At 70.1% G+C, this 16,839-nt stretch carries 19 protein-coding genes; 9 read left to right on the top strand and 10 right to left on the bottom strand.

Annotated features, from left to right (window positions below):
* Positions 1-9: 9 nt before the first annotated feature.
* Genes LTT61_RS16145 through LTT61_RS16155 form a run of 3 tightly spaced genes read left to right on the top strand, consistent with a single transcriptional unit; the run spans position 10 to position 2,736 of the window.
* Positions 10-1,026: an XdhC family protein gene (locus LTT61_RS16145; RefSeq protein WP_233020771.1), complete on the top strand. Its 1,017-nt coding sequence runs from the start codon at positions 10-12 to the stop codon at positions 1,024-1,026.
* Between the two features lie 45 nt (positions 1,027-1,071).
* Positions 1,072-1,746 carry a nicotinamide mononucleotide transporter family protein gene (locus LTT61_RS16150; protein WP_233020772.1) on the top strand — a complete coding sequence of 225 codons (675 nt, stop codon included), beginning with the start codon at positions 1,072-1,074 and terminating at the stop codon, positions 1,744-1,746.
* Between the two features lie 51 nt (positions 1,747-1,797).
* Positions 1,798-2,736, top strand: coding sequence for a PfkB family carbohydrate kinase (locus tag LTT61_RS16155; RefSeq protein ID WP_233020773.1), 939 nt, complete (start codon positions 1,798-1,800; stop codon positions 2,734-2,736).
* Here the strand turns inward: LTT61_RS16155 and LTT61_RS16160 are convergent.
* The 4 genes from LTT61_RS16160 to LTT61_RS16175 form a co-directional block, all read right to left on the bottom strand.
* Entirely contained in the window at positions 2,705-3,619 is a 915-nt protein-coding gene (locus LTT61_RS16160; RefSeq protein WP_233020774.1) for a nucleotidyl transferase AbiEii/AbiGii toxin family protein, read from the bottom strand. The genes LTT61_RS16155 and LTT61_RS16160 overlap by 32 nt on opposite strands.
* 68 nt (positions 3,620-3,687) lie before the next feature.
* The gene (locus LTT61_RS16165) at positions 3,688-4,380 is read right to left on the bottom strand and encodes a type IV toxin-antitoxin system AbiEi family antitoxin domain-containing protein (protein WP_233020775.1); all 693 of its coding nucleotides are present in this window, start codon (positions 4,378-4,380) and stop codon (positions 3,688-3,690) included.
* A 31-nt stretch (positions 4,381-4,411) separates the two neighbouring features.
* Positions 4,412-4,891 carry a DUF4254 domain-containing protein gene (locus tag LTT61_RS16170; protein WP_233020776.1) on the bottom strand — a complete coding sequence of 160 codons (480 nt, stop codon included), beginning with the start codon at positions 4,889-4,891 and terminating at the stop codon, positions 4,412-4,414.
* A 47-nt stretch (positions 4,892-4,938) separates the two neighbouring features.
* Positions 4,939-5,229, bottom strand: a complete 291-nt coding sequence (locus LTT61_RS16175) for a hypothetical protein (protein WP_233020777.1) — start codon at positions 5,227-5,229, stop codon at positions 4,939-4,941.
* A 164-nt stretch (positions 5,230-5,393) separates the two neighbouring features.
* On the opposite strand from LTT61_RS16175, the gene LTT61_RS16180 reads away from it, so the two are divergent.
* The gene (locus tag LTT61_RS16180) at positions 5,394-6,278 is read left to right on the top strand and encodes a DUF5753 domain-containing protein (protein WP_233020778.1); all 885 of its coding nucleotides are present in this window, start codon (positions 5,394-5,396) and stop codon (positions 6,276-6,278) included.
* Complete coding sequence (locus LTT61_RS16185; RefSeq protein ID WP_233020779.1) at positions 6,275-6,457, top strand: DUF397 domain-containing protein; 183 nt, start codon at positions 6,275-6,277, stop codon at positions 6,455-6,457. Before LTT61_RS16180 ends, LTT61_RS16185 begins: the two co-directional genes overlap by 4 nt.
* On the opposite strand, the gene LTT61_RS16190 is transcribed toward LTT61_RS16185, so the two are convergent.
* The gene (locus LTT61_RS16190; protein ID WP_233020780.1) at positions 6,423-6,890 is read right to left on the bottom strand and encodes a DUF4254 domain-containing protein; all 468 of its coding nucleotides are present in this window, start codon (positions 6,888-6,890) and stop codon (positions 6,423-6,425) included. The two genes, LTT61_RS16185 and LTT61_RS16190, sit on opposite strands and share 35 nt — an antisense overlap.
* Positions 6,891-7,013: 123 nt before the next feature.
* Here LTT61_RS16190 and LTT61_RS16195 point away from each other — a divergent pair, with 123 nt between their 5' ends.
* Both LTT61_RS16195 and LTT61_RS16200 read left to right on the top strand, forming a co-directional pair.
* Positions 7,014-7,802: a GntR family transcriptional regulator gene (locus LTT61_RS16195; protein ID WP_233020781.1), complete on the top strand. Its 789-nt coding sequence runs from the start codon at positions 7,014-7,016 to the stop codon at positions 7,800-7,802.
* Positions 7,799-8,308, top strand: a complete 510-nt coding sequence (locus tag LTT61_RS16200; RefSeq protein WP_233020782.1) for a GNAT family N-acetyltransferase — start codon at positions 7,799-7,801, stop codon at positions 8,306-8,308. Before LTT61_RS16195 ends, LTT61_RS16200 begins: the two co-directional genes overlap by 4 nt.
* Before the next feature lie 88 nt (positions 8,309-8,396).
* On the opposite strand, the gene LTT61_RS16205 is transcribed toward LTT61_RS16200, so the two are convergent.
* The 4 genes from LTT61_RS16205 to LTT61_RS16220 all read right to left on the bottom strand — a co-directional run bounded on the left by LTT61_RS16205 (position 8,397) and on the right by LTT61_RS16220 (position 11,958).
* Entirely contained in the window at positions 8,397-8,780 is a 384-nt protein-coding gene (locus LTT61_RS16205; protein WP_233020783.1) for a DUF3349 domain-containing protein, read from the bottom strand.
* A gap of 9 nt (positions 8,781-8,789) precedes the next feature.
* Positions 8,790-9,035, bottom strand: coding sequence for a hypothetical protein (locus tag LTT61_RS16210; RefSeq protein ID WP_233020784.1), 246 nt, complete (start codon positions 9,033-9,035; stop codon positions 8,790-8,792).
* Complete coding sequence (locus LTT61_RS16215) at positions 9,032-10,198, bottom strand: inorganic phosphate transporter (RefSeq protein WP_233020785.1); 1,167 nt, start codon at positions 10,196-10,198, stop codon at positions 9,032-9,034. The genes LTT61_RS16210 and LTT61_RS16215 overlap by 4 nt, the downstream gene beginning before the upstream one ends.
* 68 nt (positions 10,199-10,266) lie before the next feature.
* On the bottom strand, positions 10,267-11,958 hold the full coding sequence (locus LTT61_RS16220) for an ATP-dependent DNA ligase (protein WP_233020786.1): 1,692 nt from the start codon (positions 11,956-11,958) through the stop codon (positions 10,267-10,269).
* Between the two features lie 105 nt (positions 11,959-12,063).
* Between LTT61_RS16220 and ramB the strand changes: the two genes are divergently transcribed.
* Positions 12,064-13,470, top strand: coding sequence for an acetate metabolism transcriptional regulator RamB (ramB, locus tag LTT61_RS16225; protein ID WP_233020787.1), 1,407 nt, complete (start codon positions 12,064-12,066; stop codon positions 13,468-13,470).
* Between the two features lie 3 nt (positions 13,471-13,473).
* Here the strand turns inward: ramB and LTT61_RS16230 are convergent, their stop codons facing one another.
* Entirely contained in the window at positions 13,474-15,303 is a 1,830-nt protein-coding gene (locus LTT61_RS16230; protein WP_233020788.1) for an acyl-CoA dehydrogenase, read from the bottom strand.
* A 271-nt stretch (positions 15,304-15,574) separates the two neighbouring features.
* On the opposite strand from LTT61_RS16230, the gene urtA reads away from it, so the two are divergent.
* A complete protein-coding gene (urtA, locus tag LTT61_RS16235; protein ID WP_233020789.1) occupies positions 15,575-16,837 on the top strand; it encodes an urea ABC transporter substrate-binding protein in 1,263 nt (420 codons plus the stop codon).
* The last annotated feature ends 2 nt before the right edge of the window (positions 16,838-16,839 follow it).

The raw sequence follows: 16,839 nt of genomic DNA on the forward strand, positions 1-16,839 counted from the left end.
AGCAAGCTGATGCGCGACATCGTCGACGACCTGCTGCGGGTCTGGCATTCGGGCCGGACCGGCGGACTGGCCACCATCGTGCGCGCTGTCGGCTCCACCTCGTTGCCGGTGGGGGCCGCCACGCTGATCGATCCGGAGGGGGGTGTATTCGGATCGATCGCCTCCGGCCGGTTGGAGGAGGCGGTTTTCGAGGGGGCGCTGCGCGCGACCAGAACCGGGCATCGGGCACTGCACCGGTTCGATGTGCTCTCCGGGGTGGAGACCGCCTCGGACGGCGACGAGACCGTCGACATCTTCATCGAGCCCTTCTCCCGATGGACCTTCCCCGAGTTTCCGACGGTAGCCGCGGAGATCGCCGCGCACCGGCGGGTCACCGTCTTCACGGTGGTCTGGAATCCGGACCCGGACGTCATCGGGCAGCACCTGATCACCGACAAGAAGCACGCCACCGAGCTGGTCGCGCTCCCGGAGTCGGACGTCTTCGTTTCGTCGTTCTCGCCGCCGCCGCGGCTGATCGTCTTCGGTGCGAACGCCTACGCCGCCGCGCTCACCGCGCAGGCGAGGCTGATCGGCTGCCGGGTGACGATCTGCGATTCCCGGCCGGAGTTCGCGGTGCCGGAGTCGTTCCCCGGCGCCGAGGTGGTCTGCGACTGGCCGCACCGCTACCTGAACACCCTGGCCGCGCAGGGCGAGATCGAGAGCGACACCGGCATCGTCGTGCTCGCGCACGAGCCCAAGTTCGAGATTCCGCTGCTCACCGTCGCGCTCCGGCTGCCCGAGCTCGGCTACCTGGCGGCGCTCGGCTCCGCCACCGCGCACGGCCGCAGGCTGGACGATCTGCGCGCGGGCGGGTTCGACGAGCGCACGCTGGCCAAGCTGCACATCCCGGCAGGGCTCACCATGGGCGCGCGGAACCCGGCCGAGACCGCGGTCTTCATCACCGCCGAGCTGCTCGCCGCCCGCGGCGGGCAGGCGGAGCGGCGCTCCTCGTGGTCGGAGCGGGCCGCCGTCGGGCTGAGCGGGTAGCGCCGGGCGCGGATGGTTCGGCGCCCCGGGGTGGTTGCACCCGGGGTGAACCCACTGAGCACGCTGCTGGAGGCAGAGCTGCACATCGGCGGCTCCGCGATCCTGTGGCGCGAGATCATCGGCAACGGCTTCGGGCTGGCCTCGGCCGTCGGCGGCATGCGGCGCCGGGTGTGGGCGTGGCCGGTCGGGATCATCGGAAACGGGCTGCTGTTCACGGTGTTCGTCGGCGGCGTTTTCAACACGCCGCAGCAGGTGAACATGGCCGGGCAGGCCGGGCGGCAGCTGGTGTTCCTCGCGGTCGGGGTGTACGGGTGGTGGCGCTGGTACCGGAGCCGGGGCAGCGGGGCGCCCGCGGTGCTGCCGCGCTGGGCGACCGGGCGGGAGCGGGCGCTGCTCGTGCTCGCGATGCTGGTCGGAACGGGAGCGTTCGCGCTGCTCTTCGCGCGGATCGGCTCGTACGGGCCGCTGGCCGAGGCGTGGATCTTCACCGGCTCGGTGCTCGCCACCTACGGGATGGCGCGCGGGTTGGCGGAGTTCTGGCTGATCTGGATCGGGGTCGATCTGGTCGGCGTGCCGCTGCTGCTGAAGGCCGGGTACTACCCGTCCGCGGTGCTTTACCTGGTGTACGCCGGGTTCGTGGTGTGGGGCTTCGTCGTGTGGGTGCGCAGCATGCGCCCGGCGGTGACCCCGCTCGCCAATGCCGCGGCCGGAGCGGGCTGATTCGCCGGTCGGCGGCGCTTCCCGCTTGCGCCCGCTGCCCAGGCGTGCAGAGTGGATGACGTGATCCTCACCGTGACAATGAGTCCCGCGTACGACACGACCTATCGGGTGGAGCGGCTGGAGCGCGGCGGGGCCCACCGGGTGAGTTCGGTGGAGCAGCGCATCGGGGGCAAGGGGGTCAACGTCACGCGGGTGCTGAACCAGCTCGGCCGCTACGCCAAGGCCACCGGTTTCGCCGATCACGCCTTCGCCGCCGCCGCCGAGCTGGAGCTGCCGAACGATTTCGTGCTCGCACTCCCCTGGGTCCGGCGCACCCTGATGATCGGCGAATCCGCCGACGGCACCGCCACCGAATTCGCCGAGCCCGGCGCGCGGGTCTCCAATCCGCACGCCGCCGACCAGCTCTCGGTCCGCATCCGGGGCCTGCTTCCCGGCAGCACCGGGCTGGTGATCGCCGGAACCCTGCCGATCGGCATCGAGGACACCCTGCCCGCCGAACTCGCCGCCGCGGCCATCGAGGCGGGCGTCCCCACCGTCTGCGACCTCAGCGGCGAAGCGCTGCGGCTGGCCGCCCGAGTGCCCGGCGTCGTGCTCTGCGGCAGCTTCTCCGACCTGACCGGAGGCAGCGGCGACCTCGACGCGCTGCTCCCCGCCACCGAGCGGTTGATCGCGGGCGGGGCCGCGGGCGTCGTCGCCGTCCGCGGCCCCGCCGACCTGGTTGCCCGCACCCCCGACGGATGCTGGTGGGCCCGGCTCCCCGACCCACCCGCGGGCAACCCGACCGGTGCGGGCGATGCCGCCACCGCCGCGATCATCGCCGCCCTCTCGCACACCCCGTCCCCCGGTTGGCCCACCCTGCTCACCGACGCCGTCGCCACCTCCGCTGCCGCGGTCGTCGTTCCGGCTGCCGGGGAGATCGATCGGGCGTTGCGGGAGCGGGTCTTGTCCGAGGTGGTCGTCACCGAAGCCGAGCCGTCGCCGCTGCCCTGAGCTCCGGTTCGAGGGGCTCCCATGTCCCGCACACCGGGTTCCAGGTGCCTCCGGTGACCGTGCCGTCGAGCAGCGGGTTCAGGCAGCGGCCGAGCTGCTCCAGCGCGCTGGTGAGGGTGTGCAGCTCGGCCGGGAGCGTGGTCCGCCGGGCGAGGGCGCGATAGCCCTGCTCCCAGGCCGGAGCGGGCGAACGCACGGTGGCAGGCAGGTCGAGGTCCGGCCGGCGAGCGGGCTGTTCGGCCAGGACGAGCAGGGTGGTGGCGGCGTCGAAGGGGAAGCGGCGGATGAGGAGTACGAGGTCGACCAGGTCCCGCCATCGTGTCGAGGATTCCCGGCGTGGGCCGTGGTACTCGTACATGGCGGCGAGCTTGTCGGCGATCTGATCGGCGAGCGGGTAGCAGGCGAACGGCGGCGGTGGGACCACGTCGGGAATCTCCACCACCGGGATCGGTTCGATGCGATCGATCACTCCGATCGGGACCGCTCCGGCGGTGAGGTCGATCGGAAAGTGTTGCAGGGCCGCCGCTCCCAGGTAGGGCGTCGCACGCAGCTTCCAGACGTCCGAGTCACCCTCCCGGACCCGGCGCTGCCCTATCTCCAGCCGGAAGGTGATCCGGTCCAGCGAACTCGCCGTCGAGACGATGGCGCGTAGCTCGACGAAGGCCTGCTCCAGGTCGACGGCGCGCGGGTGCAACAGGTCTACATCTTCGCTGCTGCGCGCTCCCGGCAGCCGTACCAGCAGCCCCGCGCCGCCCTTCAAGACCCAGGGTGCGGCCGGGTCGGCGAAGACCCGGGCGAGCAAGCGCTGCATGAAGAACTCGCGGCGCAGCTCCGCCGAAGGGCGGGTGACCGCGCGGGCGCGCGCCTGGATGCGATGGTTCAATGCTGCACGGAACCCGTTGTCGGACAGATACTTCTGGGTCACTGTGCACTGTCGCTCTCGCTCGGTCGCTAAGGGGGGTCGGGCGTTCGAAGCAGGTCGCCCGCGCCCGCGGGCACGCCGGCCACGCGGATGAAGGAGTCGACGAGCAGCCGCCCCGCTCCCAGGGAGACGCCGTAGTAGTGCGCGAAGGGGCGCAGGTGTTGCGCCAGCTCGGCGCGGGTGGTGTCGCCGCCGAGAATGGCGTCGCGCACGATCACGGCCAGGTGACCGCCGTCGATTCGCGCCTCGGCCAGATCGATGACCGTGCGCAGCGGCCGGGTGACCGGCAACCCGTGCGCCAGCCGCCAGTCCGCCGGGAGTAGCTCGGCCACGTGCAGTCCGACCTCGCGGCTCCTGGTCCCCCGTCGACGCGGCACAGTGAACTCGTACAGGTCCGCGTCGAGGTCGCCGAGTCCAAGCAGGCGGGCGGCCGACCGGTGGGACACCACCCCGAGCGGCACCTCGTCGGCGATCCGATCTCCGGCTCTTCGCGCCGGCTCGAACGCCAGCCACTCGGCGCGCATCAGATCTTCCGGTGACTCTGGGGTGCCGTAGAGGCGGTACACGCCGTGCCGGAGCCGCTCCAGCAGGCCGCTGTCCGCGAGCCGCTTCAGCTGTTGGACGGATACTCCGACCTCGCCCGCCTGCGCGGCAGTCAGGAGCCCCCACTGCGTAGTGGCGATATCCGCGAGGGCGAGGAGCCAGCCCTGATCGCTTCGCATGCGTCAATTGTAAGAATGAAGACATCGAAAATTACGCACTAAGGGAAATTATTGATGCACCGCGGTGGTGACCCAGCGGTACGACGCGCTGACTGTCGATGCCCCGGCGGCGGCGGACGGCGTGTCCGAGATCCGTCATGAAGGAATCGGGGAGGCGGCGGGCGCCGGCGGTGAGGTCGACGGCGAGGTCCTGGTAGCCGAGGGCGAGTTCGGCGAGAAGTTCCCATGCCTCGTGCACCTGCCCCTTCGGGGCGGAGGAGAGGGCGGCGTGCGCGAGGGCGCAGTGCTGGGCCAGGCGGTCGAGGACGGAGCCGAGGGTTTCGGTGTGCATGCGGGCGCCGCCGCGCGGGACGGGGAGCTCGGTGGCGACCCAGTGGTCGATGGTGAGGGCGATGGTCTGGCGCCCGGCGTGGAAGTGGGTCGCGTCCACGTCCTCGCGCAGTCGGCGCTCGTGCAGCCCGGCCAGTAGGTGGATGCCGCGGAGCAGGGGGTGGTCGTCGCGGGGCTCCACTCGACAGGCGAGCAGTAGAACATCTTTGGCAGGCAGAACCACATGCTTCATCTCGCCGCCCCCTGGAGTGGCCTCGCGACCGATGACCAGCCGAATCGGCGGCCCGGCTCGCCCCGACGCCCCTTCTCCCATGGCAATTCGTTGATGGCGAGGGTGACCGCCTCCAGCGTGGTGAGGCCGAGCAGCGAGGTCAGCCCCTGCAGCGTCGCCAGCTCCTCGACGGTGCGCATGGCGGCCGTCGCCTGCTCGGTGGTGAGTGTGCGCCCGCGCAGATACGAGACGACCCAGCCGTCCTCCGCCACGCGCCTGGCCTGATGTCTACTTCGTTCGGTCACCATCCAGTGACCATCGATGACATGTACGGACATAGCCCCTAACCCCTTGCTCTCCCCCGGTCGCCGACGGTGGCGAGACCGTGTGACAGCGCCCACGCTACTGTCGTAAACTATACAAGTCAACTTACGATAAGAAGTCCAACGGCAGGCGGCAGTAGGATCCCGCCATGCCCTTGTCACCCGCGGTCGCGCGTTGGGAGCTGGCACGGCGCTTGCGGCAGCGGCGCCTCGAGCTCGGTATCGGCGCCGCTGCACTCACCACGCAGCTCGACGTCTCGGCCGCTTACTGGTCGCACATCGAGAATGAGCGGAATCTGGTGCCCGAGGACAAACTCGAACAGCTTCTCGACATCCTGGAGATCGACGAGAGCGAACAGCACGAACTACTCGCCCTGCGCGAGGCCGCGCGGCAACGCGGCTGGTGGGCCGCGCATCCCGGGCTCTTCGACGAGGAGCTCACCCGCTACTACGGCATGGAGTGGGGCGCGCACACCATCCGCAGCTACGAGAGCGTGATGATGCCCGGGCTACTCCAGGGCGAGGAATTCATTCGCGCGCTGATGAATTCGCGCAGCGCCACCGTCGCGCCGGTCGAGGCGGAGGAGCGGGTGCGGGCGCGGCTCACCCGGCAGCGGCGGCTGACCGACGCGGAGGATCCGCTGCACCTCACCGTCGTGCTCGGCGAAGCGGTGCTGCACCAGCAGCTCGGCGGGGCCGAGGTGCTCGCCAGGCAGCTGCGGCACCTGGTCGCGGTGGCGGAGGAGCACCCGGCGACGGTCGACGTCCGCGTGATCCCCTTCGCCGACGCGGGTTTCGTGCCAGCGGGCTCCACCTTCCACCTGCTCGACTTCGACCGGCCCCGGCTCCCGACGCTCGCCTGGTACGAGTCGGCGGTCTTCGGCGAGACCGTCGTCGACGATCCGGCGCGCAACCAGAACCGGGTCCGCGACCTCACCTACCTCTTCGAACGCATGCACCGCGAGGCGCTCGGACGGGTCGAATCGCTTGCCCTGATTCTGGATCGGGCCGCAGCGTTGGAAGGTGCGCGATGAGCGAATGGTTCGTCTCGTCGTACTCGAGTGATCGGCAGACCTGCGTGGAGGTGCGGTTCCACGCGGGGCGCGTCGAGGTGCGCGACAGCAAATCGCCGGACGGCAGCCCTGTTCTGAGCTGGCCCGCGCATGAATGGACGGCATTCACCGCAGCCTTTCGGGCGGGCGAACTTCGCTGACATCGCGGTCGGCGGGTAATCGCACCCCACGGCGGCCGAAGCTCGTGACCAGGTCGGCGTAGCTGTCTGCCAGCTCGGCCAGCCGGTACCAGGCCGCGTGCACCCGGGGTGCCGCGAGGTCGTCGGCGGTCATGAGCAGGTGATAGGCACGGACCTGTGTATAGGCGATGCGGTCGACGACAACGCCGAAGGTCTCGGCGGATGAGCGGGCGTCCGCGCGAGGCGCGGGTAGGTGACGCGCAGCCCAGGTGTCGACGGAAGATATGAGCTCCTCCCGTCGACCGGGAAATTCGAGCTCCTGGTACAGCGCTCCCAACTCGGTCGCAAGACGGGCTACCGGATGCGGACCCACGTGATGCCCCCTGATCGCCGCGCACAGTTCCTCCGCCGAGGGCGGCAGCTGGAACATCGCCGTACGACCCCGATCGATCACGGAACCGATTCTTTCCAAGCAGGTTTCACTATTTCTCCCCCTTCGGCCAAAGTGGCTTGAGCCAGTGAAACACTGGACGGACAGCTCGTCAAGAGGTGGCTCAAGCCAGTAGTATTGGGCGGTATGAGCGACGTTGACCCGACGGCGCGCGCTGTACCCGCGAGCAAGCGACTGGCAGAGGAACTGCGCCACGCCATCGCTACGGGCGAACTCGGCCCCGGCGCACGCCTTCCGTCCGAGCGGGCACTCGCTGAGACTCACCGTGTAGCGCGCAATACAGCCAGGGAGGCCGTGCGGATTCTCGCGGACGAAGGGCTGGTCACGGCGGTACACGGCAAAGGCGTATTCGTTCGGGAACCACAGCGGCTCCTGCGATTCGGGAGCAGCCGGTATTCGAATCAGCTGCGGGAGCGGACCGGGCTGTCGCCCTTCCGGGCCGAGGTCGCGGAGCAAGGCAGGGTGGCGCGGGTCGACTGCACGTCGATCACCCGGGTCGCGCCACCGGAGCGAGTCGCAGCTCGGCTCGGCCTCGATCCGGAGAGCGACACCGTTGCCCGCCGAGAGAACTGGTACTACGCCGACGACGAGCCCGTGCAGATCGGCGTGACCTACATTCCGTGGGCGGTCGCGGAGCACTCGGTCCTGGCGAGCTCGGCGCAGTTGGGCAAGGGCAGCTTGTATGCGCGTTTCGAGGAACGCGGACATCGGATCACCCGAATCCGGGAGGAGGTGTCCGCTCGGATGCCGTCACCGGACGAGATCCGCGGGTTGGCGATTCCGGACGGCGTTCCGGTCCTGGAAGTGCTGCACACCGGCATCGACCAGAACGACCAGCCATTCGAGGTCACGCATTTCGTCATGCGGGCCGATCTCAACGCCGTGGATTACAACATGCCCGTGGAGGATCATTGACCGTCACCGTCCGCCCGCGAGCGCAAGCCGACCTCGAAGCCTGCGCCCAACTCCTGGTCGAGGTGCACGGCACCGACGGATACCCGGTCGAAGGCGTCGCCGACCCGATTTCCTGGCTGACCCCGGGTGACGCCGCCGAAGCGTGGGTCGGTGAGGTCGCGGGGGTGGTGGTCGGGCACGCGCTGGTGTGCGCGGCGACAACCGCCGACGACGCTGCGCGGCTCTGGCTCGAACGAACGGCGGAGCCGTTTACGCGGGTGCTGGTATTCGGCCGCCTCTTCGTCGGTACCGCGGGCCGGAAGCGCGGTGTCGGCGAACAGCTCGTGCGCACGGCGATGGCCTACGCGACCGAGCGGGACAAGCGGCTCGTGCTCGATGTCATGGACAAGGACCGAGCCGCCATCCGGCTGTACGAGCGGCTCGGCTGGCAGCACATCGGCACCGTGACCCACCACTTCGGCGAGGGCGGGGAGACGGGCGCGCAGTGCTACGCGGCTCCCAGCTGACTCACAGGCGTATGCCGAGGAATTCGGAGTAACAGCGAGCAGGATGAACTGCGTCGCCCTCGGACGACGGAATCACCGCCGGAGCGGATCAACTGCCCTGATCGTCCGGCGCGACGGCCGGTGCCGCTGCCCCCTCGCAGGCGGCACCGGCCGATTTCCGCTCCGGGGCGGCGAGCGGGGGCGCGAGTGAGCGGCCGGTAGCGGCGAGGTGTGCGGCGACCCGCGCGATGTCGTCGGGGCCTGCCTTCTCCTTGGCCAGGTCGCCGATGGCGGCGGCGATGTCCGTCGCCGTGATGTCGGTGCGGCCGCGGCCGCGCGCGAGTTCCTCGGCTACTAGCACGATCTCGGTGTCGGTGAGGTCGCGGTGCAGGACGGCGAGCAGCGCGACGTAGTCCGACTGCGGGACGCCCTGCGGGTACCCGGTGCGCAGCCAGTCGACGATGCGGCGCAGCAGGCCGGCTCGGTCGCTCATCGAATCTCCTCAGGCGCCGAAGACGTGCACGCCGAGCTTCGCCGCGAGAAACGCCTTCGCGACCCAGAGCACCCCGCAGACGACGGCGGCGGCGACGATCCCGAAGCAGGCGTACGCGCCTGCCCGCGCGGGGGCGCCGCCGACGGCGTAGAAGCGCACGCCGAAGGCGAAGACGGCGGGCAGCCCCGCACCGAAGACGATGCCGGCGAGCACCACCTCGAGCAGCGCGTTCAGGTTGGTGACGACGGTGTTCACGCGGACTCCCGGTCGGCGGCGGGCAGCCGGTCGCCCGGCCACTCGTTGACATTGGCTTCGGTGACCGGCGCGCGCCGGGAGCGCAGGTACATGAGCGTGGCGAGCGCGATCAGCACGGTGAAGACTACGAGCACGCCGGGCAGCCCGCCGACGAAGTGCGCCACCGCCCAGCACGCCGCGCCGACCAGCCCGGCCATCGGCAGGGTGAGCAGCCAGGCCACCGCCATGCGCCCCATGACCCGCCAGCGCACCTCGGCGCCCTTGCCGAGCCCGCTGCCGAGGATCGAGCCGGTGGCGGTCTGCGTGGTGGAGAGCGGCAGCCCGAAGTGCGCGGAGGTGAGGATGATGGCGGCGGCGGAGCTCTCGGCCGCCAGCCCCTGCGGCGAGTCGATCTCGACCAGCCCCCTGCCCAGTGTGCGGATGATTCGCCAGCCGCCCAGGTAGGTGCCGGCCGCGATGGCGACAGCGCAGGCTGCCATCACCCAGAGCGGCATTTCATCGTTAGCTGTAAGTGTGCCGTTGGCGACAAGCGCGAGGAAGATCACGCCCATGGTCTTCTGCGCGTCGTTGGTGCCGTGCGCCAGCGAGACCAGCGAGGCGGAGCCGATCTGGCCCCAGCGGAAGCCGGTTTGGACCGTATCGGAGTCGGCCGCGTGGGTGATCCGGTAGACGGCGCGGGTGCCGAGCGCGGCGATCAGCGCGGCCACCACCGGCGCGAGCACCGCGGGTACGACGATCTTGGCGAGCACGCCGTCCGACCCGGCCTGCCAGATCACCCCGCTCCAGCCGAGCGCCGCGAGCGTGGCGCCGATCAGCCCGCCGAACAACGCGTGCGATGAACTCGACGGCAGGCCGAAAAGCCAGGTCAACAGGTTCCAGAGGATGCCGCCGACGAGTCCGGCGAAGACGATGACGAGCAGCTCCTGCCCGCTGACGGCGTCGAGCCGGACGATGCCCTTCGCCACCGTCGCGGCTACCGCCACCGAGAGGAAGGCGCCGATCAGGTTCAGCACGGCGGAGAGCGCCACCGCCACCCGGGGCCGCAGCGCCCCGGTCGCGATGGAGGTGGCCATCGCGTTGGCGGTGTCGTGGAACCCGTTCGTGAAGTCGAAGGCGAGCGCGGTGATCACGACGATCACGAGAACCAGGAGCTCTACGGACACCTCCACAGTGTGGCGGGTTCACCCTGCATTTACCACCAGTTTGCCCATCGTTGTGAATGGGTAATGGGTCACAGCAGCAGGGCCCGGATCGCATCGATGGTGTCCGCCTCGGCGGGCGTCTTGTCCGGCCGGTACCGCACCACCCTGGCGAAACGCAGCGCGACGCCGCCGGGGTAGCGGGTGCTGGTCTGCACCCCGTCCAGCGCGATCTCCACCACCAGCGCCGGGTGCAGCAGCACGGTGTGCTCGTCCCTGGCGCGCTCGTGCCGGGGGAACTCCGCGGTCTGCCAGTGCAGCAGGGCGTCGGTGAGGCCCTTGAAGGTCTTGCCGACCATGATCGGCTCGCCGCCGTCCGGGTCGCGGGCGCCGAGGTGCAGGTTGGAGAGGTAGCCGGTGCGTCTGCCGTACCCCCACTCGGCGCCGAGGACCACCAGGTCGACGGTGTGCGTCGGCTTGATCTTCTGCCAGGCCCTTCCGCGCCTGCCCGCGGCGTACGGCGCGGTCAGCGACTTGACCATGACGCCCTCGTGCCCGGCGGCGAGCGCGCCGTCGAAGTACTCGGCGGCGGTCTCGGCGTCCGGGCGCAGCAGCGCGGGGATGCAGTGCTCGGCGGCGACCTCCTCCAGCGCCTGCCTGCGCTCGGCGAGCGGGGCGTCGAGCAGGTCGCGGCCGTCCAGGTGCAGGCAGTCGAAGAAGTAGGGGTGCAGGAGGAGCTCGCGGGTGGAGGCGACCGGGCGGACGGCGGGGTCGTCGCTGCCCGCCGGGACCGGGCGGGCCGCGCCGTCCACCGGCTCCAGGATGGCGAAGCGGCTCATGGTCTCCTGGAACGGGCGCGGGCGGCCCGCATCGGTGAGCGCGAGGGTCTCGCCGTCCAGCACCACCGAGGTGCACGGCAGCGCGCGGACCAGGCGGACCAGCTCCGGCACGCTCGCGGTGATGTCGCGCAGGGTGCGGGTGTAGACGCTGACCTCGTCACCGTCGCGGTGCACCTGGATCCGGGCGCCGTCCAGCTTGTGCTCCAGGCCGACCTCGCCGTCGAACTCGCCGAGCGCCTCCTCCAGGCTGGCGCCGGGCGCGGCGAGCATGGGCTGTACCGGGCGCCCGACCTCCAGCCGGAACTCGGCCAGCGCGGCCGCGCCGCCGCGGCGGGCGGTGACGGCGGTGAGCGGCAGCTCGCCGCAGAGCATGTGCGCGCGGCGCACCGCGGCCACCGGGATGCCCTCGGCCTTGGCGACTGCCTCGGCGACCAGCGCGGTGAGCGCTCCCTGGCGCAGTTCGCCGGTGAGCAGGCGGATCAGGAACTCGCGCTCGGCCGGGGTCGCGCTGCCGAACAATTCGGAGAGCAGGTCCTTCCGGCGGGCCGCCGAGCCGGAGCCGGAGACACCCGCCAGCTCGGTGAAGGTGGCATCGACCTCGGCCACGGTGAGCCGGGGCTGCTCGGCCGGGGCCACGTCCAGCCCGGACAGCGTGCGCCACCCGGTGCCGATCCGCCCCTGGCGCAGCTCGCCGGAGAGCCATGCGGTCACGGCCGCGAGTTCGGCATCGCCCGCTGCCGGGTCCGGATCGGCGGCCGGCGGCCTGGCGTCGCCCCCGGCCCCCGGCGGGCCGGAACCGGCTCCGGCCTCGCCGCCCTGCCCCGCCCCGGACGCGCCGGACACCCCGGCGGCGCGCAACACCTCGGCGAGCGCTTCGGTCTTCGTTTTCCGTGATCGGGTGGCCCGCACGCTCTCCGAGACCCGCACGACATCGGCGAACAGCACGTGATCGAATCTAGCCGCAGCCACCGACAGCAAACCCCACCGCTGTGACCAGCATTGCTAACTCCGTTATGGCCGGACTGCTAATCAGTTCGTAGACTCGGCCGCATGGCCAAAACCTACGTCGGCGCGCGGCTCCGCCAGTTGCGCACCGAGCGCGGGCTGAGCCAGGTCTCGCTCGCGCAGAAGCTGGAGATCTCGGCGAGCTACCTCAATCAGATCGAGCACGATGTACGCCCGCTGACCGTACCGGTGCTGCTCAAGATCAGCGAGCTGTTCGGCGTCGACGCCACCTTCTTCTCCTCGCAGGACGACACGCGCCTCATCGCGGAGCTGCAGGAGGTGGTGCTCGACCAGGAGCTCGGCATCGAGGCCGACACCAAGGAGATCGCGGACATCGTCTCCGCGCACCCCAGCATGGCCCGCGCCCTCGTCGCCATGCACAACCGGTACCGCAACACCTCGGCCCAGCTGGCCGCGGCCACCGAGGACCGGTTCTCCGACGGCTCGGGCAGCGGCGCCATCAGCAAGCCGCACGAGGAGGTGCGCGACTACTTCTACCAGCGGCAGAACTACATCCACGAGCTGGACACCGCCGCCGAGGAGCTGACCACCCGGATCCGCTTCCACGGCGCCGACGTGAACGTCGAGGTGGCCAGGATGCTGCGCGGCCACGGGGTGCGGATCGCGGAGCGGATCGATCTCGGCGAGGGCGTGCTGCACCGGTACGACCCGGCGGAGAAGCTGCTGGAGATCGCGCCGCACCTCTCCGGCGGGCAGCGCAGCTTCAAGCTCGCGGCCGAACTGGCCTACTTCGAGTGCGGCGAGCTGATGGAGAAGCTGGTCGACGAGGGCAACTTCGCCTCCGACGACGCCCGCAAGCTGGCCCTGCTCGGGCTGGCCAGCTACTACGCCGCCGCGATCGTGCTGCCGTACACGCACTTCCACGAGGTAGCCGAGGATTTCCGGTACGACATCGAGCGGCTCTCCGCCTTCTTCACGCAGAGCTACGAGACCGTCTGCCACCGGCTCTCCACGCTGCAGCGGCCGGAGCTGCGCGGGGTTCCGTTCTCCTTCGTCCGGGTCGACCGGGCGGGCAATATGTCGAAGCGGCAGTCCGCGACCGGTTTCCACTTCTCCTCCAGCGGCGGCACCTGCCCGCTCTGGAACGTCTACGAGACCTTCGCCTACCCGGGCAAGATCATGACCCAGATCGCGCAGATGCCGGACGGCCGCAAATACCTGTGGGTGGCGCGCACGGTGGAGCGCAGGGCGACGCGCTACGGCCAGCCGAGCAAGACCTTCGCCATCGGCCTCGGCTGCGAGCTGCGGCACGCGGGCCGGGTGGTCTACGCCGACGGCATCGACCTGCCCGAGGTGCAGCCGACCCCGATCGGGGCGGGCTGCCGGGTGTGCGAGCGGGCCAACTGCCCGCAGCGCGCCTTCCCGCCGCTCGGCAAGAAGCTGGACATCAGCGAGCACCGCAGCTCGGTCTCGCCGTACGTCCTGCAGTAGCGGTCAGAAGGCGGCTTCGTCCAGCTCCATGATGTCGTTGTCCAGCTCGGCGAGCACCGTGCGGACGGCGGTGAGGCCGGGCAGCACATTCCGCGCGAAGAACTGCGCCGCGGCGATCTTGCCGGTGTAGAAGTCCCGGTCGGCCGCGGGCGGCTCGGTGGCCAGCGCGGCCGCGGCGGCCTCCGCCTGGACCAGCAGCCGCCAGGCGATGAGCAGATCGCCGACGGCGAGCAGGAAGCGCACCGAGCCGAGCCCGATCTTGTACAGCTCGGCCGAGTCCTGCTGCGACGCGCCGAGATACCCGGTCAGGATGCCCGCCATCGCCTGCACGTCGGCGAGCGCGGTGGCGAGCAGGGCGCGCTCGCGGACCAGCCGCCCGGTCTCCACCTCGAGGAAGCCCTGGATCTGCCCCGCGACGTGGCCGAGCGCGACCCCGCGATCCCGGATGATCTTGCGGAAGAAGAAGTCCTGCGCCTGGATCGCGGTCGTGCCCTCGTACAGCGAGTCGATCTTGGCGTCCCGGATGTACTGCTCGATCGGGTAGTCCTGCAGGTACCCCGAGCCGCCGAGGGTCTGCAGTGATTCGGTCAGGTACTGGTAGGCGCGCTCGGAGCCGACGCCCTTGACGATCGGCAGCAGCAGGTCGTTCACCCGGGCGGCGGTGTCCGCGTCGGCGCCGGAGACCAGCTGCGCCACATCCTCGTTCTGGTGCGCCGCCGTGTAGAGGTAGACCGCGCGCAGCCCCTCGGCGTACGCCTTCTGCATGGCCAGGCTGCGCCGCACGTCCGGGTGGTGGGTGATGGTCACCCGGGGGGCGGTTTTGTCCGCCATCTTGGTCAGGTCGGCGCCCTGCACGCGCTGCTTGGCGTAGTCCAGCGCGGTCAGGTAGCCGGCCGAGAGCGTGCCGGTGGACTTGACGCCGACCATCATGCGCGCGTTCTCGATCACCTGGAACATCTGCGCGATGCCGTCGTGCACCTCGCCGACCAGCCAGCCGACCGCGGGCACGCCGTTGCCGCCGAAGGTGAGCTCGCAGGTGGGCGAGGACTTGAGCCCCATCTTGTGCTCGAGGCCGGTGACGACGACGCCGTTGCGCGCGCCGAGCTCGAGGGTCTCCGGGTCGAAGTGGAACTTGGGCACGTAGAAGAGCGAGAGCCCCTTGGTGCCCGGCCGCGCGCCCTCGGGGCGGGCGAGCACCAGGTGGAAGATGTTCTCGGTGAGGTCGCCCAGGTCGGCGCCGGAGATGAAGCGCTTGACGCCGTCGATGTGCCAGGTGCCGTCCGGCTGCTGAACCGCTTTGGTGCGGCCGGAGCCGACGTCGGAGCCCGCGTCCGGCTCGGTGAGCACCATGGTGCCCTGCCAGCCGCGCGCGAAGCCCTCGCGCGCCCAGTGCTGCTGCTGCTCGGTGCCGACGGTGTAGAGCACCTTCGCCATCACCGCGCCCATGGTGAAGAAGGCGGCCGACGAGTTGGCGCAGGTGATCATCTCGTTCACCGCCCAGGCCAGCACCGCGGGGGCGGGAGTGCCGCCCATGCCCTCGGGCAGCGCGAGCGCGCCCCAGCCGGCGTCGTAGACCGCGCGCACCGAGCGGGCGAGCGGCTCCGGCACCGAGACGTCGCCGGTGGCGGGGTCGAAGGTGGGCGGCTCGCGGTCGGCGGCGGCGAAGGACTCCGCCACCGGCCCCTCGGCCAGCCTGCGCACCTCGTCCAGGATCGCCCGCGCGGTCTCCGAGTCGAGGTCGCCGTAGGCGCCGGTGTCGAGCAGTTTGTCGAGTTCGAACACCTCGAACAGGTTGAACTCGATGTCTCGCAGATTCGCCCTGTAGTGGCCCACCGCTCCTCCTGACCCAACCGCGATTGACATTTTCCGCAGCCTGCCGCAGGGACTTCGGGCTACGCAACCGTAGGCGGCGGGCTCCGCTCACCGCCGGTCACGGCACGGTCTCGGCAAGGTTTCACACGGGCGAAACATCGGCAACGAATTCGTCACCGACAGATATTCCTCGGCAACAGAAGCGGCCTACCGTTCATCGCGGATACGGCCTCTGTATACATCCTGACGTGGGCGTATTCCGTTTGTTCGATGAGGAGAAGGGTTCGCCCCCATGTCAGATTCCCGTTCGAAACGACTGCGTCGTGTAGTCGCGGTGCCGGCCGCGATCGCACTCGCCGGACTCCTGGTGACCGCCTGCGGCGCCAAGGACGACGCCTCGACAAGCGGCTCGGATGCCGCGTCCTGCGTCGACACGTCGCAGCCGACCATCAAGGTCGGCTCGCTGCACTCGCTCTCCGGCACCATGGCGATCTCCGAGGTCACCGTGGCGAACTCGACCAAGCTGGCGGTGGACCAGATCAACGCGGCGGGCGGTGTGCTCGGCAAGCAGATCCAGATCGTCCTGGAGGACGGCGCCTCGGACCCGAAGACCTTCGCGGAGAAGGCCGAGAAGCTGATCAGCTCGGACTGCGTGGCCGCGGTCTTCGGCGGCTGGACCTCGTCCAGCCGCAAGGCCATGAAGCCCAAGTTCGAGAGCCTGAACTCGCTGCTCTACTACCCCGTGCAGTACGAGGGGCTGGAGGACAGCAAGAACATCTTCTACACCGGCGCCACCACGAACCAGCAGATCATCCCGGCGCTGGACTACCTGAAGCAGAAGGGCGTGAAGTCGCTCTACCTGGTCGGGTCGGACTACGTCTTCCCGCAGACCGCGAACCGCGAGATCAAGGCGTACGCGGCGGCGAACGGGATCGAGATCAAGGGTGAGGACTACACCCCGCTCGGCTCCACCGACTTCTCCACCATCGTCAACAAGGTGCGCACCGCCGACGCGGACGCCGTCTTCAACACCCTGAACGGCGACTCCAACGTCGCCTTCTTCCGCGAGTACACCAACGCCGGGCTCAAGGCCACCGACATGCCGGTGGTCTCGGTGTCGATCGCCGAGGAGGAGGTCGCCGGCATCGGCGCGCAGAACGTCGCGGGCCAGCTGACCGCCTGGAACTACTACCAGACCGTCGACTCGCCGGAGAACAAGGCGTTCGTGGCCGCGTACAAGGCCGCCTTCGGCGCGGACAAGCCCACCTCGGACCCGATGGAGGCGGCGTACGCCTCGGTCTTCCTGTGGAAGAACACGGTCGAGAAGGCGAACTCGTTCGCGGTCGCCGATGTGCAGGGCGCGGCCGACGGCGTCAGCTTCGCGGCGCCCGAGGGGCTGGTCACCATCGACGGCAAGAACCACCACATCACCAAGACCGCTCGGATCGGCGAGATCCGCCCCGACGGCCTGATCTACACGGTCTGGGATTCGGGCACGCCGATCAAGCCGGACCCGTACCTCGAGTCCTACCCCTGGGCCGACGGCCTGAAGTAACT

The organism is Nocardia asteroides (genome assembly GCF_021183625.1).
In the GTDB taxonomy this organism is placed as follows: Bacteria; Actinomycetota; Actinomycetes; order Mycobacteriales; family Mycobacteriaceae; genus Nocardia; species Nocardia asteroides_A.